The organism is Bacillus sp. MYb56 (genome assembly GCF_002976445.1).
Taxonomy (GTDB): Bacteria; Bacillota; Bacilli; order Bacillales; family Bacillaceae_G; genus Bacillus_A; species Bacillus_A mycoides.
The window spans coordinates 90,299-116,463 of the sequence record NZ_PCOH01000002.1 but is presented as its reverse complement, the minus strand read 5'-3'; the positions used below and the strand labels follow the sequence as shown (position 1 = coordinate 116,463).

The window sequence follows — 26,165 nt, the reverse complement described above, 5'->3', positions numbered from 1 at the left end:
TGAGAAAGTTTTTAGAGGGTTCTTTTAGTAATACTCTTCCACTTATAATGGATGTAGAGAAGATGACTAGGCAACTATAGTTATTTTCATTTCATTTTTGGGAAGGGGATGAAAGAATGAAAAAGACAAGTTTACAAAAGGTGAAGAAGGTTATATTAAGTGGCGGGATAGTACTTACGGGGTTATTAACATTTGGATTTTCAGAAAAGGCTTCAGCTCATGGGTATGTAGAATCACCAGCGAGCCGATCTTATTTATGTAAGCAAGGGGTAAATGTAAATTGCGGTCCAGTTCAATATGAACCACAAAGTGTAGAAGGAATAGGGGGTTTTCCGCAATTAGGACCTTCTGATGGACAAATCGCAGGAGCTGGCCATTTTCCTGCTTTAGACGTTCAAGCAGTTGATAGGTGGAAGAAAGTTACGTTAAACGGCGGGATGAATACATTCAAGTGGAAACTAACCGCTCCTCATAGTACGAAAGAATGGAAATACTACATTACAAAGAAGGATTGGAATCCAAATATGCCTTTAACAAGGTCTAGTTTAGATTTAGTGCCGTTCTATGTAAAAAATGATGGCGGAGTTAGACCGGGGACAACAGTAACGCATGAAGCAAATGTACCAACTGACCGTAGTGGCTACCATCTTATTTTAGCTGTTTGGGAGATTGCGGACACTGGAAATGCGTTTTATCAAGTTATTGATGTGAACCTTGTGAATAATGGTTTAAATTCCAATTTTGCTTTTAACAATGTAGTGCAAGTTCCTACACTATTTTAAATTAAATATACATTTTGATCATCTAATTCATTTTAGATGATTTTTTTATGAAAAATATAGAAGAAACTGCAATTATTTATAAAAAAATGTGTCTAAAATATTGTCATATTTGCTTCTTTAAGATATCCTTTTCATGAAGAGGTGGAAAACATGGAAAAAGTACTAGTTTTCGGGCATAAAAACCCAGATACAGATGCAATTTGTTCTGCGATTGCTTATGCAGAATTGAAAAAAGAATTAGGAATGAATGCTGAGCCTGTACGTTTAGGCGAAATCAGTGGTGAAACTCAATTTGCGTTAGACTCTTTTAAAGTAGAAGGACCGCGTTTTGTTGAGACAGTAGCAAACGAAGTGGACAACGTTATTTTAGTTGACCATAACGAGCGTCAACAAAGTGCTAACGATATCGAATCTGTTCGTGTGTTAGAAGTTATTGACCATCACCGTATTGCTAACTTTGAAACAAGCGATCCTATTTACTACCGTTGTGAGCCAGTTGGATGTACAGCTACAATCTTAAACAAAATGTACAAAGAAAATGGCGTTACAATTCGTAAAGAAGTTGCTGGTTTAATGTTATCTGCAATCATTTCAGATTCTTTACTATTCAAATCTCCAACTTGCACAGAACAAGACGTAGCAGCAGCTCGTGAATTAGCGGAAATCGCTGGTGTAGATGCAGATAGCTACGGCTTAGAAATGTTAAAAGCTGGTGCTGATTTAAGCGGAAAAACAATGGAGCAATTAATCTCTCTTGACGCTAAAGAATTCCAAATGGGTAACGCGAAAGTTGAAATCGCACAAGTAAACGCTGTTGATACAAACGACGTTCTTGTACACCAAGCAGAACTTGAAAAAGTTATCACTACAGTAGTAGAAGAAAAAGGTTTGGACCTATTCTTATTCGTTGTAACTGATATCTTAACTAACGATTCTGTTGGTCTTGCGATTGGTAAAGCAACAAACGTTGTTGAGAAAGCTTACAACGTAACATTACAAAACAACGCAGCTACTTTAAAAGGTGTTGTATCTCGTAAAAAACAAATCGTTCCTGTATTAACAGAAACATTCCAAGCTTAATATTATAGAGTATGGATAAAAGAAAGGACAAGTAGTCATATTGGCTACTTGTTTTTTTTTGAAAAAATGACAGAAAATTATAATTTTAAACAAGGAGGTTTGCGTATGTTTAATGGTTCAAAGACGTTAAAAAGGGATGGAAATAGGAAATGTTATGACTTGGAAACGTTGGAAAACAAATTTCAATCACTTTTAAATCAAAATATTTCTTCTGTTGCTGAATTAGAGGAATGGCTAATAAAGGAACAGCGTTTAACTGCTGAAGTAGAAGAGGTGTTAACGAGTCAATTAATTGCTGTGTATAGAGATACGAAAGACAGTACAATACGTAATCTACATAAATATAACCAAAATAGTATTCAACCACTTTTTAAAAAATACAATGCAAAATTTGATCGAAAATTTAGTGATTGTCCGTTTTCAAAGCTATTGGATGAACGAAAATACGGATACATGAAAAAAGTAAGATTGGTGAACAGCGAATTATTTAATGAAAAGAATATTTCTCTTGCCGTTAAGGAGGAGGGTTTTATAACGAAGTATAGAGAAATTATGTCTAACATAACAATCAATTGGAACAACGAAATAAGGACGTACGCATACGTTAAAGCAGAGTTGGATAACCCAAATAGAAGCATTCGTGAAAAGGCATGGCATGCTTTATGTGAAGCACGAAGTGTAGTAAAACCAGAAATAGATTGTATTATGAATGAACTTGTACAATTACGGAATCAAATGGCCCTAAATGCAGGGTTTAACAATTATAGCGAATATATTTTTAAGCTAAAAAACAGAGAATATAGTATTGAAGACTGTTATACGCTTCATGAATCTATAGAGAAGCTGGTTGTACCCGTATGGAAACGATTAGGGAATCTTTTTAAAAAGGATCTTGGTGTAAAAGCGTATCTTCCATGGGATCTTGCTCCTTGTACATTGCAGAAAGTTTCATTTCAAAATTCCAATGATTTATTGGATGGGATTGAAGAGATGTTAAGAAAGACAGATTCATATTTTCATGAGGAATTTATTCATATAAGGAAATCAGGATTAATTGACGTAGAAGAAAGGGAAAATAAGGCGCCGGGGGCTGCTTGTTTTACCTTACCTTATAACCAAGAGGTTTTTATTTATTCTAATTTTAGTCTATCATTTAACGCAATTAATGCACTCATACATGAAGTGGGTCATGCACTTCATTTCAATAAACAGTTTAACAATGAAAGTAGTATGCAAGAAAAATATCTTCGTGAAGAAGTAGCTGAGTTGTATTCTCATAGTCTCGAGCTATTACTAATGGATAAACTTAACATTTTTTATAAGGAAGAGAATGAATATAAGAAAGCACAACGAGAACAACTGCATCGAGCTTTGTCTTTATTAATTACGCCAGTTTCAGGTGATCTATTTCAGCATTGGCTCTATACCAATCCAAATCATTCATCAGAAGAACGGGATGAGAAATATCTTGAATTATGTAAAAGGTATAAATTTTCGTCAATCGATATTACAGGCTATGAGGAAGGGCTTGGTGCGAGTTGGATAGAATCGTTCCATTATATTCAGTATCCTTTTTACAAAATTGAATATGCAATTGCACAATTAGGAGCACTACAATTATTTCAAATATATCGGGAGAATCAAGAAAAAGCGATTACTTTCTTTAAAGAGGGAACGAGTGCGGATTGGAATGTTTCCGTACAGGAAATTTATGGTAATACAGGTGTTGCATTTGATTTTTCGCAAGAAACGGTACAAAGTACTGCTGGAGCTGTGTTGAAGTTTATAAGTGAATTAAAATAAGGATAGCATTCGCTATCCTCTTTATTCATAAGATCGTTTCTTGTTTATATAAAATGTAACAATAGCAGCAATAATGAAAATAGGTATTGCGTACGCTTGCCCAACGAATAATTTCCATCCTACATTATTATAGCCGTCAGATGCTGGAATGATAATTGCGATGATACAAACAATAATATAAGCTAATAATGCTGGGAGTATATTTTTCATAATTGTTCACCTCCTTTTAATACCAATGTTATGACTATATTTATATAATACATGATAAGTTTGTATTTGGAAAATTATGTACAAGATATATATTTTTGTAATTATGTAAATGAAATGGTTATTTGAAAATAGGGTAGATGATATATATATAGAATGATATAGGGGGGATTTGTATAATGGACAATATATTAAATAGAATGAAGCAAGATATAAATATGGAGTTATTGTATAAGTTATGGCCTGATTTTAAGAGGGCTGCTTTTGCATTGTATGATGATGAGTATGTGTATGTATTTCATCATCCATTATTTCTGACAGAGGATGATGATGGGTATACCGTTTTAAATTGGAATGAACAATTTAAAGGAGATACATTCATCATATTCAAAGATTATCCAACTGCCATCGTCAATATGAATAGGTATAGAGATTATGAAAGTTTATTTGCGATTGTAGTGCATGAACTTTTTCATTGTTATCAATATTTGAATGGTGAAAGTAGATTTCCAAATGAATCTCTAGGATTTCAATATCCTATATTAGAAGAAAATATTGAATTACGAAATAAAGAACGAATTTGTTTATATGATGCTGTTCATTGTAAGTCACAAGCTGAGAAGAATAACTATATTAAGCAATTTATTGAACTAAGAGAGCAAAGGGCTAATTTTATGAAAGAAGAGTTTGTAACATACGAGTGTATGGTTGAAAGTATAGAAGGGCCTGCTTGGTATGTTGAAATGAATGCTTACAATACAGTATGCAATAATGATGAAAGTGAAACATTACGAAAATATAGTAGATTAATTTTAGATGCATATGAAGCTAATTGTAACATAAGAAAGAGTTGCTATAGCTCAGGAATGTTTTTATGTTTATTATTAGATGAAATCCTTCCTGAGTGGAAAACGAGCTTCTTTAATAGTGATAAATCGCTATATGCTTTTTTAAAACAAAATATAAATGTGGATTTGGATTTAAACAATGAAATTACAATAAGTAATGAAACAAAGCAAATGATTCATTTTGTTCAAAACGAAAGAGACAAGGATTTTAAAGAATTTAATGAGAAAAAAGGATATCACCTGTATATTATAGGGGATATAAAATTAAATATGTTTAATCCAATGAACGTAAATTTAAAGGGAAATAAAGCATTACATAAAACCTTTGTAAGTGTAAGTATGCATAATAAAACATATATGCTAAATCAGCCTGTTTTAGCATCTTTTGAAGAAGATTATAAAAATATGAAACAAGTTCATATCATTATGAATGAAAAACCGGTAGAAAAAAATAATAGTTGGAACGTTGTGGGAATTGGAGACATAGAAGCTGAGTATGAAGAAGTGGAGAATTCTCTATTTTTATATTTAAAAAGTTAGAAGCGAGGTAAGAAATAACAATGAAAAGGTTATGCATAATTCCATGCGGAAAGAAGAAAATTTGGGATAATTACCGAGAGTATGGGGAGGCAGAGGCAAAAGATGTATATATTAGTCCATTCGGAAAAGCATGTCAGGCGTATGCAACTGAGTTTTTCGAGAATTGGGTTATATTATCAGCAAAGCATGGATTTTTAAGACCAAATGATATTGTAAAGGAAAATTATGATCTTGCATTTGATTCAAATAGTAATGAGATTATTAGCATAGAACAATTAAAACAACAGATGATTGATAAAGATTTACATCAGTTTGAAGAGATCGTCTTACTTGCGGGGAAGAAGCATAAAAAAGTAGTGAAGAAGTTATATCCAGAAGAAATCATCACATATCCGTTAGCGGGATGTAGAGGGATTGGGTATATGTTGCAGAGGTTGAATGGGGCAGTGGAAGCGCAGAAGGAAGTATAGGGATAAATTAGTAATATAGATTCAAATTATGCTAAATTAATACATTTAAAATAGACTAGTAAACAAGCCTTTTTACGTTTTTAAACATAGAATATGATGAATTCTATTTTATATTAGGGGAGAGTCATATTCATGTGTAATAATTGTGGTTGTAGACGCAGAGATTGTAATAGATTTTGGGATGATTTAATGTTTGGAAGATGTAGACGCAGAGATTGTGATGATTGTGGTTGTAGACGTAAACGTGACTGTGATTGTGATGATTGCCGTCGCAATCGTAAACGTGACGACGATGATGATAAATGTCGTAAGTGGTAATATTTTAAAAAGAGTACTTTGAAGTAAGTACTCTTTTTGTGTATAAACCTTTTAAATTCCATCTTGAACAGATTTTTTTTCAATTTCCCATGAATCCTGTTTTATAATCTTTAAAGCTACATTAGTACCATTAGATTCCTTATAAAAGATATATCCGTGGTTTGATTTAACGTAAGTTAAAGGTTCGCCAATGCAATCTTTAGAACAAGATGTGTTGATAAGTTCAATTAAGGATAGTTCGCTAGGATCGGTTTTACTAGCATCTATAAGTGTATCAAGGTTCGTTTTACGAAAACCTTGTAAGTTTACATCGAAATTCTTTTCTATTTCTCCAGTAACGCTAGTATTCATTACTTCAACTGAATTTTTCTTTTCTAGAAGAAAACCATTTCCATAAAGGAATTTTGTATATCCAAGCCATGCGATTAAAAATAGTATAAAAAACATACCAGTTGTTTTAAGTTTTCGAAGCCGTTTACTTACGATTGATTCTGAATATTTCATTCAGCCTAATCCTCCAATGTTTTTATTTTAAAGTATGCGTGGGTATATATATTTAGAAGGAGATGAAAGTTAGAGAGTTACTGATTCAAAAAAAGAAAGCATCTGAAGTTAGGTGCTTTCTTTTTGATTACTGTCCGCTATCTGTTAGTTACTTGTTTCATAAGCGGTCTTATTTCTTTAACAGGTGGTTTTTTATCATAGGCATCAACGTAAGAAAAGTAATAATTTAAGTTTCTAAGAAGTCCCTTTCCTATTTTTGCGCTTAAGAAGGGGAATACTTGTCCAGTATAATCATCGAGAGATTTACAATAGTATTTTTCATCTAAGTATATGCTGTATTTACATGTTAGTTCTACTAATGAGTTACCTTCATCATCAAATACTTCTTTAGAATCAATAATGTCTATTAATGCGAATTTTTCATTCAGATAAACTTTCTTCTTTTTCTCGTGCTTATTTGTGAGAATAAATACGAGACCAATTGCGTTAATCAAACTATTTCCTCCTATAAAAAACGGATATTAATAAAATATATCGATATACGTTAAATGTAAAGAGGAGTAGTGAAATATCATTGATAGAAAACTAAATAAGCCGATTTGTTTTTTCAAATCGGCTTATTTTTATTGAAATACTTGCGGAAATTGTTTTACGATTGCGTCTGTTATCATGTCGGCCATTTCTAATGCTTCTTTTTCAATTTTATCGTATAGTTTTACACTGGCATCATAATCTTTATTTAGGAAGGCAAGTGCTTCCGCTTTCGTTAACGCTAAATGCTCATAAAACATTTTTCTAAATTCTTCTTTATCTATATATGGGTTGATACTGTTAAGAAATTCAGTGATTTCATCACCATTAGCGTACCATTTCTTTTCTATAGCGGCCGCTGCGTTTTGATCACCAGCTTTTGCGGCTTTAACAAGATCAGCAGCGATTGTTAAGTGGTCTTTAATTAATGCACTATATTTTTTCACTGCATTTTCTCCGTAGAATGGTTCAAGTGATAGCCCCATGTGTGTTGCATTTTGTAGAAGACGTCCAACGGTAACGTTTACGTCGGGCAAGTTAAAGATGATGCCTATAATGGCTAATCGTGTCCAAGCAACGTGTTGTTCCCATAAAGAACGCATATATCCTTTTAGAAAGTTTTCGTTTTTACTAACTCGGTAATTTCGTACAAATGAATCGAAGTTTCCATTAGTGATATGATAAGGGGAGTAATACGATTGCCAATAAGTATACATAAATAGTTACACTCCTTTGAACATGTATATCTCACAATATGATAAACGTTATTTTTAAGTTACGTGTCCAAGAGTTTTTTTGAGAGTTGGAAAAGGAGAAAGTTGAAGGGGAATAAAAAAACACACTTATGATATATATGAATAAAAAGAATTTTAAAATAATAGAGGTCCTGCAAGGGAAATTGCAGGACCTCAAAAGGGTATTGCCGAGATGTCGGACTCGACTACGTAATATTAACATAAAATTCTTTCAAAAAACCCTGGTAAATGTGTCCAAATGAGAAGGGTGCTTTTTAATAAAGTTAAAGGGATCTGCTTCCCGCGGCAGATCCCTTTAACTAGATAATGTTGATGAGCAAAAACTCATCTAGAGTACTTTTATAGTAACAAATGAAATTCACTTTGTGTATTGAGAAAAAATGAATTGCTTGTATGAATGTAGCGGATTTATATTTTGCTTTTTGGAATTATAATCATTTGTGGAGAGCGGAATAGGGTTCTAAAATGGAGAAAAGACTTTTCAGCCAGGCTACGATACATTGCAATATGTAAGTATAAAAAAAGACCTGCTAATTTAAGCAGGTCAACATAAGGGGGTTATCTAACAGATTATTATATATGGTAACAACTGTATTGTAGTTAGTCTAGAAGTTATATGTTGAGAAAATTTGTTTGAATGATATATATTTGGCACATGTATTAACGTTTAAAAAGTTGAGAAAGGAAATTCATAAGCTTGCTATAAGAAAATAAGGGCTGATACTTATAAAATGATTCATATTTCCACGCATCATTATTAGAGAATTGGAGTTGTTTATTTAATGCTTTAGGTTTGTTGGAATTATTGTAACGACTCTTCATAATTTAACCTCCTCAAATTCATATGTATACGATTAGTAGTATTCTAGGAAGGTAAATTAAATGAATATTTATTTTGAAATTCTTTCTTCTTGTGTACTAGATTTGTTTTTTTATGTTGGAAAACGTAGGAAGCAAATAGAACTCAAATACTTATAAAATTCAAAGTGGCGAGAATCAGTTTGATGATATAATGGGAATAGATGAAAGATAAAGAAAAGCAGGTGACTCTTTTTTGTTTACAAAAGCACAAGAACTTTTAGCGTCTTATTTCGGTTATTCGTCATTCCGAAGAGGACAAGATGAAACAATTAAAAATGTATTAGATGGGAAAGATACAGTCTGTATTATGCCTACGGGTGGTGGTAAGTCAATTTGTTATCAAATTCCCGCATTAGTATTCGAAGGAACGACATTAGTTATTTCACCTTTGATTTCACTTATGAAAGACCAAGTAGATACATTAGTACAAAACGGTATTTCAGCTACTTATATTAATAGTTCTATTTCTATTACAGAAGCAAATCAACGAATTCAATTAGCGAAACAAGGCCATTATAAGTTACTTTATGTGGCGCCTGAGCGTCTTGATTCAATGGAATTTGTTGATCAACTTATCGATATGAAAATCCCGATGATTGCAATTGATGAGGCGCACTGTATTTCGCAGTGGGGACATGATTTCCGTCCGAGTTATTTACATATACATCGCATATTAGATTATCTTCCAGAAAAGCCGCTCGTATTAGCGTTAACTGCGACGGCAACACCACAAGTTCGTGAAGATATTTGCAACACACTTGGAATTAATCAAGAAAATACGATTATGACAACGTTTGAGCGCGAGAACTTATCATTCTCTGTCATTAAAGGACAGGATCGTAATGCTTATTTAGCGGATTATATTCGTCAAAATCAGAAGGAATCTGGGATTATATATGCAGCTACAAGAAAAGTTGTCGATCAGTTATATGAAGATTTAGGGAAAGCAGGAGTTTCTGTATCGAAATATCATGCTGGTATGAGCGACCACGATCGAAATGAACAGCAAGAACTCTTTTTACGAGATGAAATAAGTGTTATGGTGGCAACATCTGCATTTGGAATGGGTATAGATAAATCGAATATACGTTACGTTATCCATTATCAACTTCCAAAAAATATGGAAAGTTACTATCAAGAAGCAGGACGTGCTGGTCGTGATGGATTAGATAGTGAATGTATTTTGTTATATTATTCTCAAGATGTGCAAGTACAACGCTTTTTAATCGATCAATCAACTGGAGAATCACGTTTTTCAAATGAGCTTGAAAAACTCCAAAATATGACCGATTACTGTCATACAGAACAATGTTTACAATCATTTATTTTGCAATACTTCGGAGAAGAGCCGAAGGAAGATTGTGGTCGCTGCGGTAATTGTACGGATGACCGTGAAAGTATCGATGTGACGAGAGAATCCCAAATGGTACTATCTTGTATGATTAGGACGAACCAACGATTCGGAAAGCAAATGATTGCACAAGTATTAACTGGATCTAAAAATAAGAAAGTCATTGAATTTAATTTTCATACTTTGCCAACGTATGGTCTTTTATCAAACCGTAGTGTAAAAGAAGTCAGTGAGTTTATTGAGTTTTTAATTTCAGATGAGTTAATTGCAGTTGAACATGGTACGTATCCAACATTAAAAGTAACGGAAAAAGGAAAAGAAGTATTACTTGGTAAAGAGAATGTTTTACGCAAAGAACGAGTAGAAACGAGACAAATTGTTCAAGACCATCCTTTATTTGAAGTGCTTCGTGAAGTGCGTAAAGAAATTGCACAAGGAGAAGGTGTACCGCCGTTCGTTATTTTCTCTGACCAAACGTTAAAAGATATGTGTGCGAAAATGCCACAAAGTGACTCCGAACTCCTAACTGTAAAAGGAATCGGAGAACACAAACTTGTGAAGTACGGATCTCACTTCTTACAAGCAGTTCAGCACTTTATTGAGGATAACCCAAACTATGCGGAAACAATTAAGACTGAAGTTGTTTCAGAGAGTAAAAAATCAGGAAAAGCGTCAGCGAATTCTCATTTAGAAACGTATGAAATGTATAAACAAGGCATTGATCTAGATGAAATTGCTAAAGAACGTAGCTTATCAAGACAAACAATTGAAAATCATTTAATTCGCTGCTTTGAAGATGGAATGGAAGTAGACTGGAACAGTTTTGTTCCTGCAGAATATGAATCACTGATTGAAACTGCCGTGCAAAATGCAGAGGGTGGTCTGAAATCGATTAAGGACCAACTTCCAAATGAAGTGAGTTACTTTATGATTCGTGCTTATTTACAAATTAGAAAGTAGAGACATATAAAGGGGATAGGGATTTATGCATCACGTTTTCGTGTATGGCACGTTAAGAAAAGAGCAAACGAATGCTCATTTTATGCAAGGTGCAATATGCATCGCAGACGAAGCATGGACGTATGGTAAATTATTTGATACATACGAAGGGTATCCTGCGATGATTTGTTCAAATGAGGACAAAGTATACGGAGAAGTTTATGAAGTAAATGATGATGTTCTGCAAAAGTTAGATGAACTTGAAGAATACACAGGTAATGCAGAGAGTGATTTATATGACCGAATCACCGAAACGATTTATTTAGGTGATAGAGAAATACGTGCATTTGTGTATATTGCTCAAGATAAAGAGATGCTAAAGAAAGTTATCATTTCTGGTGATTGGGTGGAGTATCAACAAGGAAAATAAAAGCAGCTATAGAGCAGATAGTGGAATCGACCATTATCTGCTTTTTATATTGGTACTTTTAAAATTCTTATTATTTTGATAAATTGTAAATATAGAGAAATAAGAATGGTTTTTTTTATGGGTGTCAGAAATTTAGTTTCTCACCTGTGGCAGAAAAGTCTAGTGCAGGAGGAGAATAATAATGAACGAATTAAATGTGAAGGAATTTTACCAAAAACAATTCGAACTGTCGAATTACGATATCAATACAGAAAGCTGGTTAGAGCAGGTTGCTAAAGAAGTTCAAGAACAAGTTGGTCATCCATTTCAAACGATGTTAGAACTAGGAGCAGGAAATGGTAGATTTGCAAGGGCGATGTCTAGGTTACAAGTGAAAATGACTACGGTTGAACTTGTACCAGAGTTAGTTATGTTTGCAAAAGAACATTCTACTAATAATATAGATATTCATTGCGCAGATTTTTATAAAATTAACTTTGAAGAAAAGTTTGATGTTGTTAGTTATTTAGACGGTTTTGGTGTAGGAACAGATGATGAGCAATTGATTCTATTAAAACGGATTAAAAATTGAATGAAGGATGTGCACTTATTGATATTTATCAACCATTGTATTGGAAAAAAGTAAGTGGACAAGAAATGTCCTTAAGTGCAGCTATGCGAAAATACGAATATGATAGTATAAATGAAAGAATGTTAGATCATTGGTGGGACCCTAATTATCCAAATGATGTAGTAACACAGTCTTTACGATGTTATACGGTAGATGAGATTAGCAATCTATGTGCTGAAGCTGGTTTAAGTATTATGGGATTCTTCCCTGGGGGAGCATATGATTTTGAAAAACGAAAATATAAAGAATTGGCAACATTAAATGAATGTTTGGCATATCGAATTAAAGTAAGGAAGAGTAGGGATTAATCTCTACTCTTTTTTAATTTAGAAAATTCTTACTAAAACTATTGACTTTATGAATGGATTTTTAATACAATTATATTTCGACTGAAAAAATTGGAACGGACAGGAGGGAATCATCAAATGAACAACATTTTTGACGAAGAGTTACAAAAAATGAAAGATACTTTAAGTACGATGGATGATCAATTAGAACAGCTTGAAAAAATCCCGGTTTATTATGGAGAAGATTTTAAAGAACAAATTCTTGAAAGTATGAGGGAGTCTAATAGACAAAGCTTACGTATTGGTATACATGAGCCGTACTTTGGAAGATTAGATTTTCAGGAGGATGGCAAGGAAGATGTAATGCCGATTTACATCGGTAAAGTAGGTGTTTCAGATAAAGATACGATGAAACCAATTGTAATTGATTGGCGTGCACCTGTCGCAAGTATGTTTTATTCATTTACCGGTGGAGAAGAATTAGCATTTTATCATTCACCAGACGGATTAGTAGAAGGAGATGTTTATTTAAAACGAAACATTTCGATTCGAAAGAGAGAACTAGAACGTGTTGTTGATACATATGTGAAAGGAAATGAAGATGTCTCACATGCTGATGATTTTCTTCTATATCGATTAGGTGAGAATAAAGATAATAAATTGAAAGATATCGTTTCGACTATACAATCGGAGCAAAATGATATTATTCGTGCGGAAAGAAACTTACCGTTATTAATTCAAGGGGTTGCAGGGAGCGGAAAAACAACAATCGCTTTACATCGCCTTGCTTTTTTAATTTATGAATATCGTGAACAACTTGAAGCGGAGAGAATGATCGTATTCGCTCCAAACAGTTTGTTTTTAGACTATATTTCAAGTGTACTTCCTGAGTTAGGGGTAGGAAATATTAGTCAAACAACGTTTCCAGATTGGGCATTACGTACGTTAGATGGTTCGGTGAAACTGAAGCAGACAGAAGAAAAATTGAAAGAAGCTTTCTCAATTAATCGCGATGAAAAAAAGGTTATGCTAGGTAAATTGAAAGGCACGCTGGAATTTAAGTCGTTTATTGAAGAAAGAATGATTCAATTTGAAAAAGATTTAGTGCCAACAAAAGATTTTGAGGCATGGGATAAAGCTGTTATTCCAGTGGAAGACGTTAAAAAATGGATGCAGGTTGAATATAAACACTATCCATTAAAGAAAAGAAGAGAACGTTTAGTCGGCCGTATGAAGCGCTGGATTGAAATTGAGCTTAAAAAGTTTGGAGAAACAAACGAGAAAAAATTACTAAAAAAAGAAGCGACAAAGAGATTGAACACATATATGAATTTTTGGCCGAAAATGAGCCCGCTCTCACTATATAATTCAATGATAAAGAGTAAAGAAATACTCGAAGTATTACCTGAAGAACTTGTTCAAGAAACAGAAAAGAATTGTCGTAAAAAAGAAGTGTATGTAGAAGACTTACCAGCTTTAATTTACATACAACATCGCATAACAGGAATTGAAATTGGACAAAAGTTCCATCACGTCGTTATTGATGAAGCGCAAGATTTCTCGCCATTCCAAGTATATGTATTAAAAGAAATTACACTAGGTAATTCTTTCACTATATTAGGTGATTTATCTCAAGCGATTTATGATTATCAAGGAATTGAAGACTGGGGTGCTTTTAAGGAAGTATTCCAAGAAACAGGTTATTACGAATTGACGAGAAGTTATCGTTCTACAAAAGAAATTATTGAATTCGCGAATGAAATAATTAAAAATGCAGAGATTCCAGTGGGACTGGCAACTCCAGTTTTCCGTAGCGGTGAAGACGTGAAAGTAATTCCGGCAGAGGACCAATTTACTGAAGTTTTAAAGACATTACAGCATTTGCAAACTGAAGATGTGAAAACAATCGCGGTAATTGGAAGAACAGACGATGAATGCCGTGATATATATGAGAAGTTAACAAATGCAGGGTTGACTGTTAATGTCATTGAAGCAGATCAAAGCAAATATGAAGGTGGTATTTCGGTAGTACCTGTATATTTGGCGAAAGGTTTAGAATTTGATGCCGTACTTCTAATCGACGTTGATGAGGAACATTACAAAAATACAAAACATGATGCGAAATTATTGTATGTCGGATGTACGAGATCGCTTCATGATTTATGGATTTTCCATAGTGGGGAAGCGTCGCCATTAATTAAGGGGATAAAATAAATAAAAAAGAGGATTTTCTAGTAATAAACAGAAAAACCTCTTTTTTTCTATATAAGGATATAGGGGGAATGGATATGATTACAAAAGTAATAACAAAAAGAAATTGGGAAATCGCAAAAACAACTAGAGAAATTAATGAAAAATCACTAATAGAAGAGGGATTTATTCATTGTTCATTATTAGACCAAGCTTTAATAGTTGCGGAAACATATTTCAGTCATGAAGAAGATGTTTTATTACTTACAATTGATCCATCCCTAGTAAAAGCAGAAATAAAATATGAACTTGCTACTAACGGTCAAGAATACCCGCATGTATATGGAGTAATCAATTTTGAGGCAATTGTAGGTGTTGCTCCATTTTTTAAAGAAAAGGGAGATTTTTTATTACCAGAGGGACAAAGTTAAGAGTGTTATAGGTATTTAAGTTAGCTAGAAAAGCGCAAATTATATAGTTTGTGCTTTTTATTGTATATATTTTTTGAAAAATTATTGTTTTTGTCACACTAATACTGTACGATACATAGTATAAAACACATACTGTATGACATATAGTAATGGAAATGAGGTGGGTGAATGGATACTTTATTAAATTCATTAATTACTGAGCTAAGGAGAGGGACATTGACATTAGCGGTTTTAAGTCAACTAAGAACGCCGCAATATGGATATTCGCTTGTCCAATTATTGGAGCAATCAGGAATCATGATAGATCAAAGTACTTTATATCCACTACTTCGCCGATTAGAAAAGCAGGAGCTAGTGACGAGTAGTTGGGATAAAACGGAGAGTAGACCTCGTAAGTACTATGTTTTAAGTGAATATGGATTAAATATATTTTTGCAGTTGAAAAAGGAATGGATAAAGGATTCAAAAGAACTTTATAACTTATTAAAGGAGGAGGACGAGAATGAGTTTGATTGATATGTACGTCCAAGAAGTTGCGAAGAGATTACCTGAAAAAAATCGTGAAGATATTACGCTTGAGCTACGGTCGACAATAGAGGATATGTTATCAGACGATTATAATGAAGATGATGTGAAGATCGTTCTCGAAAAATTGGGGAGCCCGGTTTCATTGGCTAATGGGTATTTGGATAGACCGATGCATTTAATTGGACCACGCTATTTTGATGTATATACGACGCTATTAAAAATGATTATACCAATTGCAGCTGTTATCGCACTCATTGCAATGGTTGCAGAAAATTTTATAGGCTATAGTGGTGATCAAGCAGTATTAGATGTTATTTTAAAATTGATAGGCAAAGGCATTGGGGAAATTGTCGAAGTAGGCCTCCATGTATTTTTCTGGTTGACACTTGTATTTGCTATTTTAGAAAGAACAGATAAAGACAAAGGTACCCAACCGTTGACGACAAGTTTAAAAAAATGGACTCCTGATGATTTGAAAAATATCTCGTATGTTCCAAAGAAAAAGTCGATCTCGAAGTTTGAAGTTTTTGGAGGTTTGATGTGGACGGCAATATGGGCTACATTTTATTTTTATGCAAATCACCTTGTTGGTGTATATGAAGGTACTGAAAATGGCCTGAAATTTGTAGTGCCAACGTTTAATCAAGATGTTTTACTTCAATACTGGCCAATCGTTGTGGTTATGATCGTTTTCGAAGTAGCTATATCTCTTTATAAGTTAGTACAGGGACAATGGACGACAAGATTGGCAATTGGAAATACAATTCTTCAAATAACCGGAACAATAGTATTCATTATAATTGTAGTAAATCCTCATTTATTTAACGAAGGATTCATTACGTATGTGGCAAATGTGTTTACTATTTCTCTAGAGGAATTTAAAACGTGGTTAATCGGTGGAGGTATTCTCATTTACATTTTATCTGCTGCATTAAATATATTTGATGGTTTCCGAAAAGCTAGTGTTCGTATGTGGAAATAAAACGGAAATTTCGGTAAAATAAAATTATTAAAAAGATAGCGAAAGAAGATTAACATTATGAAAGGAAGAAAACGATGATCAGGGAAGCAACTAAAAGAGATGTAGCATATATTTTAGATATTTATAATGATGCAATACTTTATACAACAGCTGTATATGCGTACAAACCTGTAACCCTTGAAAATAGAATAGATTGGTATGAACAAAAAAAGGCTGATGGCTATCCAATTTTAGTCTACGAGCTAGATAATAAAGTAGTAGGATTTGCGACATTTGGTCCATTTAGAGCATGGCCTGCCTATAAATATTCAATTGAACATTCTATATACGTTGATAAGGAATATAGAAAAAATGGAATTGGGAAGTCTTTAATGAAAGAACTAATAGCTATTGCACAGAAAAGAGAATATATGACCTTAATTGCTGGAATTGACGCAGAAAATGAGAAAAGTATTGCCCTGCATCAAAACTATGGATTTGTTCATGCAGGAACAATAATAAAAGCCGGTTATAAGTTCAATCGATGGCTAGATTTAGCTTTTTATCAATTGGAGCTTAACGGACCTGGAAATCCTATCGAAGAATAGATGTATTCGTTATGCGTAATAATTAATTTTAAAAGGTAGTGTGAAGAAATTTCATACTACCTTTTTCTTATTGTATTCATGATTATCATTTAACAAAAAAGGATTCTTATATTCTATATCGAATTTTGAGAAGATGATAAAACGATATAAAAAGAGGGATGAATATGCAGGATGTCATTGGGAAAATTAAAGAAATACAATCTGGTCAAGTTGGAGTAATTGTTTACTCTACAAAATATGAAAACATAATTGCTTCTTATAATAATGAACTTTATGTTCCTTTAGCATCAGCAGCAAAAGTTGCAATTGGATTTGCAGTAGCAAAGATGGTAAAGGACAAACAAATTAATTGGAATGATACACTTCATCACATTAAGTTTAATCCAAATGAGGATAGTGTGCAGTTATATCCTCATTTACAAGGAAGAACTACATTAACACTTAGTAAAGCGGTTGAAGTAATGATAGCTTGCCACGACAGTTATATTGCTCACTCGGTTGTAATGCACTGCGGAGGATGGGAAACTGTCAGAGAAAATGTTTTAACGTACTTTTCAAAGATTCATATACAGGAAAACCCTAGAGATGAGCAAAATGTCGGAGAGTTAAATCAAGTTCTTTCACTTTTAGTACATATTTTTCAAGGGTATAAAGCAGAACCAGAATTATGGGAATCAATTATAAATGGAATTGTAAGGCAACAAGGTGATTATGAAGGAATACCGTATTATCATTTAGCGCATGTGACAGGTGGTTTATCCACCGCTACAATAAATATTGGTATAATAGGGATGTTTCATGAATTTCCGTTTCTTTATGTAATTGGGGGAAGAGATTTACCTAATCGATTTGATAATAAAGAGGTTGATGAAACAATTCTAGAAGCTTTGAAGTGCTTATATAAAGAATATAAGATGACAAGTCAAACAAACGTTGTAACCGATAATTGAATAAAAACGTTATTTTAATAGCAGGGAGGGGAATAGTGCACCTAAAGGAGTATACCGTTTACAAAAGTGAATCGCCCATATGTATCGGGACTATAAAGGAATGCGCTCAGCATATGGGAGTGTCTGGTGATTTCTAACATAAAAAGAGAGCACAAAGGCTCTCCTTAATGGTTTTGTGATCCGCCAGCAAAACGAAAAGATTCAAGTACTTCAATACATTAGAAATTTTGTGAACATGAAGTACAAGGTCCACCAGTCGGCTGAAATACAACATTGTCAACAAAAGCTGTTGCGCCTTGCCCACCTGTAGCAATATTTTGGAAAGCAACACATGCTGTAGTCACACCAGGAGGTATACACACAACAAGAGTATAATGTTGGAAAAGAGATTGCGGTTGATTCATAACTGGTATAATATGTGGAATATTTAATGGTCCAAGATTTGTAGCAAGAGGAGGACATCCCTGCCCCAGTTCTGGAAAAGATACAGAAGCTATAAGAAGTGCATTATCCCTTACATCCGCAGCAAAAGAAAACGTAAAACAACAACCTTCGTCAACATCAACCAATTGATTAATACTTCCACCTGGTCCAATTGACGCAGCTAAGAGACTAAGTGCCCCATTTGAAAGAATACGACCACTATGAGCATTTGGAACACCTACTTCTTCAACATCCCCAATTTGATTCCAACCAGGAACTGGATCGGTTACTAATGGTGGTTCGTCAAATCCAGGATTGTCAAGAACATTAGTACATGGGCAACACGCTACTGCAGTTGGTCCTGTTGCTCCTGTTGCTCCTGTTGGTCCTGTCGGTCCTGACGGTCCTGACGGTCCTCCTGACGGTCCTGTTGCTCCTGTTGGTCCTGTCGGTCCTGTTGGTCCTGTTGGTCCTGTTGGTCCTGTCGGTCCTGTTGGACCCGTTGGACCAATTTCAGGTGGAGGTAAAGGGGGACCAAAACATTCGCATGGAATATGAAATTTCTTATTAAATTTACTCATTTTTACACCATCCTTATCATTCACCCACTTACACTCTATAGCTTATGAATTAGCTAACACGCAAGTATAAGGAAAAAGCCTTTAAAAATAAAAATAAGCATAAGCCCTTATGACACAAATATAAACCCATTCTATAATATATAAGGAACATGGCTTTACTCCAAACGGCACTTATTTTTTGACCATCTATTTTATTATTAATTACTAGCTTTATCGTCAGAAGTTATGCAACAACGGGGCATGTATCAATGCCGGGATAAATTAGTTTTTTATGTTTTGTTTCAAATGGTAGATTTGTATTGATTAATCTATTGAAATGATACAATGAAAATATGTAAATATTATAAGAATTGAAAGGAAGAATTATATATGAAACATATAGAAAACGGTACTCGTACTGAAGGAGAATACATAAAAAATAAAGTAATTCAATATAACATGTCTATTTTAACAGATGAAGTAAAACAGCCAATGGAACAAGTAAGTTTCGTAGTGAAAGATGAGGAAGGAAAAATCTTTGGCGGGGTAACAGGAACGATGTATTTTTATCATCTTCATATAGATTTTTTATGGGTTGATGAATCTGTTCGTCATGATGGTTATGGTAGTCAATTGTTACATAAAATAGAAGGAATTGCGATGGAAAAAGGATGTAGACTTATTTTACTAGATTCATTTAGTTTCCAAGCACCAGATTTTTATAAAAAGCACGGATACCGAGAATATGGTGTTGTTGAAGATCATCCTAAAGGGCATAGTCAACACTTTTTAGAAAAGAGATTATAATAATATTATGTATACTGGTTGAGGGGAGAAAAAATGTACACGTATAGATTACAACATGAACAACCAATCTGTGTAGAAAAAATAAAGAAACTTTACGATTCTGTAGGTTGGTGGCCAGAAAGAAAAGAAGTCGATATTCAAAAAATGTTAAAGAATAGTATAGCAATTGGAGTATGGGAAGAAAACGAATTAATTGGATTTGCTAGAGTTGTTACTGACGGTGTTTTTCGGGCGTATATTGAAGATGTTGTCGTACATGAGAGTGTAAGAAACAAGGGAATTGGTGAGAAGATGCTTACAATGTTACTTCAAGAGGTATCCCATATTGATATTGTTAGTCTATTTTGCGGAGAGAAACTAATAAAGTTCTATGGTGAACAGCAATTTAAAGCGACGAAGCAAATTGTGATGCATCGTAATCAAATAGTGAAAGAATAAGAGGTGCCAATTAGAATGAATGCAACAAGAGCATATTGTTTATCGAAAAGAAAAGCGACAGAAGATTCTCCAGATGGCTGGAGTGCAACATGTATGAGGTTAAATAATAAAATATTTGCGATAGTGAATCATGAAGAAGGTGAAAAAGCTGCGATTACATTAAAATGTGATCCAGAACTTTCTTTACGAATAAGAGAAGATTACCCAGAAACAATAATTCCTGGATATCATATGAATAAAAAGCATTGGAATACAGTGTACATACATAAGGATGTAGGACAAGAACAAATTAATAAAATGATAGATTGGTCGTATGATTTAGTATTACAATCATTTTCAAAGAAAAAGCAGCAAGAGTTATTGGATTAAATACAAAGTGAATTCGACTATAAATAGCTAGTAAAATGATTATATTTTACTAGCTATTTGCAGTTTTACATTATATATTAGGGGATTTTGAAATGAATACGAAACGAAATAGATTACTATATGCGGTGTTTACTATAGTTGTTATTATGTTAGGTCTTAGTTCAAGAAAGTTTGCTTTTGCGTTACCAGATTTATTAAATGATTACTTAGGTGATGCTTTATGGGCATTAATGATTTTCGTTGGATTCGGATTTTTGTTTCCTAAAATAGAAACGAAGAAATTAGCTTTTATTAGTTTAATATTTTGCTATGGGATTGAAATTAGCCAATTGTACCATGCGGAATGGATAGATAGCATTCGAGCAACGACTTTAGGTGGACTCGTATTAGGTTACGGATTTTTATGGAGTGATTTAGTGGCTTACACAATTGGTGTTGGAGTAGGAATGCTTGGTGAGTTTATGCTACGGAAGAAATAATAGATGTAAAAAGGGGTATTTATGAAAAAAATAATATTAATAGGTTCTGGTGGTTCAGGAAAATCTACATTAGCAAAACAGTTAGGGAATAAATTAAATATTAAGGTGCATCATCTTGATGCACTATTTTGGAAACCAAATTGGGAGGGTGTACCGAAAGAGGAGCAAAGAACGGTTCAAAATGAATTAGTTAAAGGGGAAAAGTGGATTATTGATGGGAATTATGGCGGGACAATGGACATAAGAATTAACGCAGCTGATACAATTATCTTCCTTGATATTCATAGAACAATATGTGTTTATCGTGCTTTTAAAAGAATTGTGCAATATCGGAATAAAACAAGACCGGATATGGGGGCTGGATGTGAAGAAAGATTTGACTTGCAATTTTTCAAATGGATATGGAAATATCTTAAGTCGAAAAGACCTTCAATTTTAAAAAGAATCGATCAATTCAATAAGGATAAAAGAATTATTATTTTAAAAACACCAAATGAGGTTCAACGATTCATAAAGGAAGTGCAGTAAGTATAAATTGGTGCATTAAAAACATTAAATTATGTTCCATTTTGAATGGAGGAATAATATTGAATGAAATAATTCGCTTGATTGATTCTTATATGGTAAAAATCCCAGCAGGGGAGATAGTTTTAAGAGACGATCGAATTAAAAGAGAATGGAAGGCCCAAATTAAGCCGTTTCTTCTTGCACAATATACTGTAACGATGGAATTATATTATACTGTTATAAATGAATCATCAAATTCTTTTCTAGGCAATCATAAACCCGTTGTTAATACTTCTTGGAATGATGTGATTATATTTTGTAATTTACTTTCAAAAAAAGCGGGATTAAAAGAATATTATTCTATTAGTGATGGCGGTCAAAAGGTTAGTTGTAATGTAGAGTCCAACGGATACCGATTACCTTATGAGGCAGAGTGGCAATATGCATGTAAAGCAGGGACTACTGGGTATACATATGGAGAACTTGATAAGATAGCTTGGTATAATAAAAACTCGGATGGGAAAATTCATGAGGTCGGTAAAAAAGAACCGAATGCATGGGGAGTATACGATATGTTAGGGAACGTTTGGGAATGGTGTTATGATTTGTATGATGAAAAGGTATATGGATCGTACCGGATTTTCCGAGGCGGTAGCTGGGCTGAAGAAGCGAGAGGGTGCGGTGCTACTTGTCGCCGTCGTAGTCATCCTACATTTCATATAGATGATCTCGGTTTTAGGCTTGCTAGGTCAATTTAGCAGGAAAATGATACATATAACTCCGTAAAGAGTATGGAAAGTATCCATACTCTTTACAACATAGAAATTTTAAAATTTAAGGAGTGTTTTGAATGGCACGTGTTTTATTCATTAACGCTGGATCAGAAGGACATATAAATCCAACATTACATGTTGTAGAAGAACTGATTTCTCGCGGTGAAGAGGTAGTTTATTTTTCAATAGAGGCTTTCAGGGAGCGTATTGAGAAGACAGGTGCTACTGTACGAACGATTGATGATGAAAAATTTATAAAAGCATTTCTTTCCGGTGGTCGAAATTATTTACAGGAAAGAATAAACGGCCTTCTACATACAGCTGATATTGTAATACCTAGTGTTCTAGAACAAATTGAAGGTGAACATTTTGATTATATTATTCATGATTCGATGTTTGGCTGTGGTCGCTTAATTGCCCAAATTCTTAATCTTCCAGCCATAAATTCATGCACATCTTTTGCACAAGATGAAAAATCATTTAAACAAATGTTAGACCATCTTTCTAAAAATATCCCACTGGAAGTTCAGGATAGAATACATAATGATTTTGAAAACTTAACTAATGGAATTACAGAAAAATATGGTGTTAATATAAACTCACCGTATGAAGTTTTCTGTAATCCAGCTTCACTTACTATTATGTATACAATTAAGGAGTTCCAACCTTTTGGGGATACATTTAATGAAACATTCAAATTTGTGGGTCCATCTATCTCTACACAAGTGAAAAATGAAGGTTTTGATTACACTTCAATTGAAGAAAAAAGCCTGATTTACATTTCATTAGGTACTGTTTTTAATGAAGCGCTTGATTTTTATAAACTTTGTATGAAGGCGTTCGAGAATAGTAAGCATACAATTGTTATGTCTATTGGCAACAAAACGGAAATAAGTGATTTAGGTAATATCCCTAAAAACTTCATTGTGAAAAACTATGTACCACAAACTGAACTTCTCAAATATACGAAACTATTTATTACACACGGCGGTATGAACAGTACGCATGAAGGGGTATATAACGGTGTTCCACTCGTTGTAATTCCGCAAAGTGCAGATCAGCCAGTAATCGCAAAGCAAGTGGAGAGTCTCGGGGCAGGAGTTAAATTGCAAATGCAAGGATTAACTGCGGATCAACTAAGTGAAAGTGTAGAAATAGTATTAAATAATCCGTCATGTAAAGAAGCTGCTTTGAATTTGAAGGAGTCTCTCCGAAAATCAGGTGGGTATAAGCAAGCTGTTGATGAAATTTTTAAATTTACAGGCCGTTATTAAAACTATACATGTGAAAGGGTGTCTATATTAAATGATATAGACACTTTTATGTTATATGAAGCGAGGAATTGATGAAATGGAAAGAATGAAAATACTAGATGTAAATTTTGCTGATATGACAGCTACACCATTTTTTCAAGTGGAGGCGAAAAATAGAATTAGATTCGATATAGAATTATTTGAGGGTAATTTGAGAGGATTAAGAGGGATTTTGACTGAACTTTTTAAAAGTCCTGATACGATTGATGTTTCATTTATTTCCGGTTACATAACATATGGTAAAAGTAAGAGAATAAATGAGAAAACAAAAATTGGAAGGTTCATGAAGATTAAGAATTGGACAGAAACGAAAGTAGACGTTGATGATCTTGAAATTACAATCATATTTACTACGATTAAAGGTGTACATGAAGATGAAGTATATAAGTATTGCAAGTATGTCGTTAATGGTGGTCAGCAAGCGTATATTTCTTTTTATAACGATACTTATTTATTGTATATAAGTACAGACGTTATTGACATTGTTTCACCAGATACAAGTTTAATAGAAAAGTTAAAACTTCAATACAGTGAAGAATATGATAAATTTTATGAAACTATATTGACGGATTCGGAAATGTTTACAAGTGATAAGTAATTTCAAAGTATTGATAGAAAGATATATGGAAAATGGAGATGGCACGTTGTTTTAAAATAATGTGATCTCACATTGCCATGCGTTTTAAGTTAACGATGAAGGGTTTCAAGACGACTTGGTGCAATTCATCCATATATATACCTAAAATTTTTCATTACAAGTACTACAATTTCTATTGCTCACTTTTACTTTATAAATTTAGGATGTAGTTTTACGTGTTAGTAGTAATTTCACTGTTTCTGCACAACTTCTGCACGCATTTAGGTGATTTCTATGTCATGATATATTCCATAAGTGAAATATTTCACAAGAAATGAAATGTTTCTTTACGACGGTGTATGCATATTTACGCATACACGAAATAAGATTGACTCTTGTTATTCTTTTACATCAAAGCCCACATTACACTACGAAGTATAACAAGAAGGGGACAGGAACATGAATAATCGATTTTTAAAACAACTACAAAACTTGAAAATGAACAAAAAAAGTATAGGAGCTGTTGCATTAACAGCTGGAATTATCAGCACGACACTTATTCCTCAAAATGCATACGCGCACGGCTTTGTTGAAAAGCCTGGTAGCCGTTCCGCTTTATGTAGTCCAACTTATGGTTCTCTAAATGTAAACTGCGGAAGTGTTATGTATGAACCACAAAGTTTAGAAGCTCCAAAAGGATTCCCACAAGGTGGCCCAGTTGATGGGCAAATCGCTTCTGCAGGTGGAAAATTTGGCGGTATTTTAGATCAACAAACAGCAAATCGTTGGTTTAAAAATACAATCACTGGTGGGGAAAATACATTTACTTGGAAGTATACAGCACCTCACTTAACAAGCAAATGGCACTACTATATTACAAAAAAAGGATGGAATCCAAATAAAGCACTAACAAGAGCAGACTTTGAGCCAATTGGCACTGTACAACATGATGGTTCTGCAGCTTCAAATAATTTAACTCATAAAATCAATGTACCTACTGACCGTAGTGGATATCATGTGATTTTAGCTGTATGGGATGTAGCTGATACAGCAAATGCGTTCTATAATGTAATTGATGTGAATCTCATCAATAATGTGAAACCAGACACAGAAGCGCCAAGTATTCCAAATGGAATTCAGGCGCAAAAAGTAACAGCAAATAGTATAGAACTAACATGGAACGTTTCTACGGATAATGTAGGAGTAAAAGGGTACCAAATCTTCCGTAACGGAGAGATGATTGACACAGTACCAGGCACTTATTTTATTGATAAGAAATTACAACCAAGCACAGAATACACTTATACTGTAAAAGCAATTGACGCAGCTGGCAATGTATCGAAAGAAAGTACAGCGCTTACAGTGAAAACAACAGTTGAAGCTCCTGATACAGAAGCACCAACACAACCAAAAGGATTACATAGCATGGGAACAACAGCGTCAAGTGTGGATCTAATGTGGAGCCCATCTGATGATAACGTTGGAGTAGACTATTACGATATTTATAGAGAAATAGAAGGAACAATGAAAAAAATTGCAACATCCAATACGACTTCTTATATGGATAAAAATTTACTCGCTAATACTACTTATAAATATGCAGTGAAAGCAGTGGATGTAGTTGGAAATGAATCCGTACAAAGTGATACGTTCACAATTACTACAAAAACTGAAAGCGCTTCATATGAAGCGTGGGATGCAAAGAAAGCATATAAAAAGGAAGATAGAGTTTTACACGAGGGAAAAGTGTATGAAGCAGTCCAGAATTATGAAGGACATGGGGATCCAAACTGGATTTTTGCTTTATCCTTATGGAAAACAGTGTAAGCTTTACCTCAAAATGAAATGAAAGATGATGGGCTTTGATGCAAAAAAAGGAAGTTTGAGAGTTAACTTTTCTGCTTATAAAAAAGACGACGTATTCAGCGTCGTCTT

General features: G+C 33.7%; 29 protein-coding genes and 1 pseudogene. 24 read left to right on the top strand and 6 right to left on the bottom strand.

Features of this window, described 5'->3' with window-relative positions:
* Nucleotides 1-116: 116 nt before the first annotated feature.
* From CQ058_RS03025 to CQ058_RS03015, 3 genes are all read left to right on the top strand, one after another.
* The gene (locus CQ058_RS03025; protein WP_002189869.1) at nt 117-782 is read left to right on the top strand and encodes a lytic polysaccharide monooxygenase; all 666 of its coding nucleotides are present in this window, start codon (nt 117-119) and stop codon (nt 780-782) included.
* Nucleotides 783-932: 150 nt separating this feature from the next.
* On the top strand, nt 933-1,862 hold the full coding sequence (gene ppaC, locus CQ058_RS03020; protein WP_002189868.1) for a manganese-dependent inorganic pyrophosphatase: 930 nt from the start codon (nt 933-935) through the stop codon (nt 1,860-1,862).
* 105 nt (nt 1,863-1,967) lie between these two features.
* Nucleotides 1,968-3,665, top strand: coding sequence for a M3 family oligoendopeptidase (locus CQ058_RS03015; RefSeq protein ID WP_033728234.1), 1,698 nt, complete (start codon nt 1,968-1,970; stop codon nt 3,663-3,665).
* A gap of 21 nt (nt 3,666-3,686) precedes the next feature.
* Here CQ058_RS03015 and CQ058_RS03010 read toward each other — a convergent pair whose 3' ends face one another.
* On the bottom strand, nt 3,687-3,875 hold the full coding sequence (locus CQ058_RS03010; RefSeq protein ID WP_002032631.1) for a DUF4017 family protein: 189 nt from the start codon (nt 3,873-3,875) through the stop codon (nt 3,687-3,689).
* A gap of 176 nt (nt 3,876-4,051) precedes the next feature.
* Here CQ058_RS03010 and CQ058_RS03005 point away from each other — a divergent pair, with 176 nt between their 5' ends.
* From CQ058_RS03005 to CQ058_RS31695, 3 genes are all read left to right on the top strand, one after another.
* On the top strand, nt 4,052-5,260 hold the full coding sequence (locus tag CQ058_RS03005; RefSeq protein WP_002192850.1) for a hypothetical protein: 1,209 nt from the start codon (nt 4,052-4,054) through the stop codon (nt 5,258-5,260).
* Nucleotides 5,261-5,280: 20 nt separating this feature from the next.
* The gene (locus tag CQ058_RS03000) at nt 5,281-5,730 is read left to right on the top strand and encodes a DUF6884 domain-containing protein (protein ID WP_002189864.1); all 450 of its coding nucleotides are present in this window, start codon (nt 5,281-5,283) and stop codon (nt 5,728-5,730) included.
* A gap of 132 nt (nt 5,731-5,862) precedes the next feature.
* Nucleotides 5,863-6,048 (top strand): hypothetical protein, encoded by a 186-nt coding sequence (locus CQ058_RS31695; protein ID WP_002085081.1) that lies wholly within the window; start codon nt 5,863-5,865, stop codon nt 6,046-6,048.
* Nucleotides 6,049-6,099: 51 nt separating this feature from the next.
* Here CQ058_RS31695 and CQ058_RS02995 read toward each other — a convergent pair whose 3' ends face one another.
* The 4 genes from CQ058_RS02995 to CQ058_RS31690 form a co-directional block, all read right to left on the bottom strand.
* Nucleotides 6,100-6,552, bottom strand: a complete 453-nt coding sequence (locus CQ058_RS02995; RefSeq protein WP_002012998.1) for a hypothetical protein — start codon at nt 6,550-6,552, stop codon at nt 6,100-6,102.
* 137 nt (nt 6,553-6,689) lie between these two features.
* On the bottom strand, nt 6,690-7,046 hold the full coding sequence (locus CQ058_RS02990; RefSeq protein ID WP_000606233.1) for a hypothetical protein: 357 nt from the start codon (nt 7,044-7,046) through the stop codon (nt 6,690-6,692).
* A 129-nt stretch (nt 7,047-7,175) separates the two neighbouring features.
* Entirely contained in the window at nt 7,176-7,799 is a 624-nt protein-coding gene (locus tag CQ058_RS02985; RefSeq protein ID WP_002189863.1) for a hypothetical protein, read from the bottom strand.
* 699 nt (nt 7,800-8,498) lie between these two features.
* Nucleotides 8,499-8,660, bottom strand: a complete 162-nt coding sequence (locus CQ058_RS31690; RefSeq protein ID WP_002189862.1) for a hypothetical protein — start codon at nt 8,658-8,660, stop codon at nt 8,499-8,501.
* 232 nt (nt 8,661-8,892) lie between these two features.
* On the opposite strand from CQ058_RS31690, the gene recQ reads away from it, so the two are divergent.
* The 9 genes and pseudogenes from recQ to CQ058_RS02940 all read left to right on the top strand — a co-directional run bounded on the left by recQ (nt 8,893) and on the right by CQ058_RS02940 (nt 17,984).
* Nucleotides 8,893-11,010, top strand: a complete 2,118-nt coding sequence (recQ, locus tag CQ058_RS02980; RefSeq protein WP_002189860.1) for a DNA helicase RecQ — start codon at nt 8,893-8,895, stop codon at nt 11,008-11,010.
* A 25-nt stretch (nt 11,011-11,035) separates the two neighbouring features.
* Complete coding sequence (locus tag CQ058_RS02975) at nt 11,036-11,419, top strand: gamma-glutamylcyclotransferase family protein (protein WP_002032638.1); 384 nt, start codon at nt 11,036-11,038, stop codon at nt 11,417-11,419.
* Between the two features lie 181 nt (nt 11,420-11,600).
* Nucleotides 11,601-12,337 (top strand): annotated as a pseudogene (locus CQ058_RS32225) (class I SAM-dependent methyltransferase).
* A 117-nt stretch (nt 12,338-12,454) separates the two neighbouring features.
* Nucleotides 12,455-14,530, top strand: a complete 2,076-nt coding sequence (locus CQ058_RS02965) for a HelD family protein (RefSeq protein ID WP_002189855.1) — start codon at nt 12,455-12,457, stop codon at nt 14,528-14,530.
* 74 nt (nt 14,531-14,604) lie between these two features.
* Nucleotides 14,605-14,937: a DUF952 domain-containing protein gene (locus tag CQ058_RS02960; RefSeq protein ID WP_002189854.1), complete on the top strand. Its 333-nt coding sequence runs from the start codon at nt 14,605-14,607 to the stop codon at nt 14,935-14,937.
* Between the two features lie 168 nt (nt 14,938-15,105).
* The gene (locus CQ058_RS02955; protein WP_002013008.1) at nt 15,106-15,453 is read left to right on the top strand and encodes a PadR family transcriptional regulator; all 348 of its coding nucleotides are present in this window, start codon (nt 15,106-15,108) and stop codon (nt 15,451-15,453) included.
* Nucleotides 15,440-16,447 carry an HAAS signaling domain-containing protein gene (locus tag CQ058_RS02950; RefSeq protein WP_002192852.1) on the top strand — a complete coding sequence of 336 codons (1,008 nt, stop codon included), beginning with the start codon at nt 15,440-15,442 and terminating at the stop codon, nt 16,445-16,447. Before CQ058_RS02955 ends, CQ058_RS02950 begins: the two co-directional genes overlap by 14 nt.
* Before the next feature lie 74 nt (nt 16,448-16,521).
* Nucleotides 16,522-17,034: a GNAT family N-acetyltransferase gene (locus tag CQ058_RS02945; RefSeq protein ID WP_002189852.1), complete on the top strand. Its 513-nt coding sequence runs from the start codon at nt 16,522-16,524 to the stop codon at nt 17,032-17,034.
* Between the two features lie 164 nt (nt 17,035-17,198).
* Nucleotides 17,199-17,984, top strand: a complete 786-nt coding sequence (locus CQ058_RS02940; RefSeq protein ID WP_002189850.1) for a serine hydrolase — start codon at nt 17,199-17,201, stop codon at nt 17,982-17,984.
* Nucleotides 17,985-18,202: 218 nt separating this feature from the next.
* Here CQ058_RS02940 and CQ058_RS02935 read toward each other — a convergent pair whose 3' ends face one another.
* On the bottom strand, nt 18,203-18,988 hold the full coding sequence (locus CQ058_RS02935) for a hypothetical protein (RefSeq protein ID WP_105589447.1): 786 nt from the start codon (nt 18,986-18,988) through the stop codon (nt 18,203-18,205).
* 369 nt (nt 18,989-19,357) lie between these two features.
* Here CQ058_RS02935 and CQ058_RS02930 point away from each other — a divergent pair, with 369 nt between their 5' ends.
* The 9 genes from CQ058_RS02930 (at nt 19,358) to CQ058_RS02890 (ending at nt 26,057) form a co-directional block, all read left to right on the top strand.
* On the top strand, nt 19,358-19,774 hold the full coding sequence (locus CQ058_RS02930) for a GNAT family N-acetyltransferase (RefSeq protein ID WP_002189844.1): 417 nt from the start codon (nt 19,358-19,360) through the stop codon (nt 19,772-19,774).
* A 33-nt stretch (nt 19,775-19,807) separates the two neighbouring features.
* Nucleotides 19,808-20,212 carry a GNAT family N-acetyltransferase gene (locus CQ058_RS02925; RefSeq protein ID WP_002189843.1) on the top strand — a complete coding sequence of 135 codons (405 nt, stop codon included), beginning with the start codon at nt 19,808-19,810 and terminating at the stop codon, nt 20,210-20,212.
* 15 nt (nt 20,213-20,227) lie between these two features.
* On the top strand, nt 20,228-20,581 hold the full coding sequence (locus CQ058_RS02920; RefSeq protein ID WP_000994618.1) for an MmcQ/YjbR family DNA-binding protein: 354 nt from the start codon (nt 20,228-20,230) through the stop codon (nt 20,579-20,581).
* Between the two features lie 92 nt (nt 20,582-20,673).
* On the top strand, nt 20,674-21,060 hold the full coding sequence (locus CQ058_RS02915) for a ribosomal maturation YjgA family protein (RefSeq protein WP_002189841.1): 387 nt from the start codon (nt 20,674-20,676) through the stop codon (nt 21,058-21,060).
* A gap of 21 nt (nt 21,061-21,081) precedes the next feature.
* Complete coding sequence (locus tag CQ058_RS02910; RefSeq protein WP_105589445.1) at nt 21,082-21,588, top strand: DNA topology modulation protein; 507 nt, start codon at nt 21,082-21,084, stop codon at nt 21,586-21,588.
* Between the two features lie 59 nt (nt 21,589-21,647).
* Nucleotides 21,648-22,325, top strand: a complete 678-nt coding sequence (locus tag CQ058_RS02905) for a formylglycine-generating enzyme family protein (protein WP_002189838.1) — start codon at nt 21,648-21,650, stop codon at nt 22,323-22,325.
* 92 nt (nt 22,326-22,417) lie between these two features.
* Nucleotides 22,418-23,614 (top strand): macrolide family glycosyltransferase, encoded by a 1,197-nt coding sequence (locus CQ058_RS02900; RefSeq protein WP_002189837.1) that lies wholly within the window; start codon nt 22,418-22,420, stop codon nt 23,612-23,614.
* Between the two features lie 76 nt (nt 23,615-23,690).
* Nucleotides 23,691-24,251: a phosphatase gene (locus CQ058_RS02895; protein WP_105589502.1), complete on the top strand. Its 561-nt coding sequence runs from the start codon at nt 23,691-23,693 to the stop codon at nt 24,249-24,251.
* Between the two features lie 438 nt (nt 24,252-24,689).
* A complete protein-coding gene (locus tag CQ058_RS02890) occupies nt 24,690-26,057 on the top strand; it encodes a lytic polysaccharide monooxygenase (RefSeq protein ID WP_002189836.1) in 1,368 nt (455 codons plus the stop codon).
* The last annotated feature ends 108 nt before the right edge of the window (nt 26,058-26,165 follow it).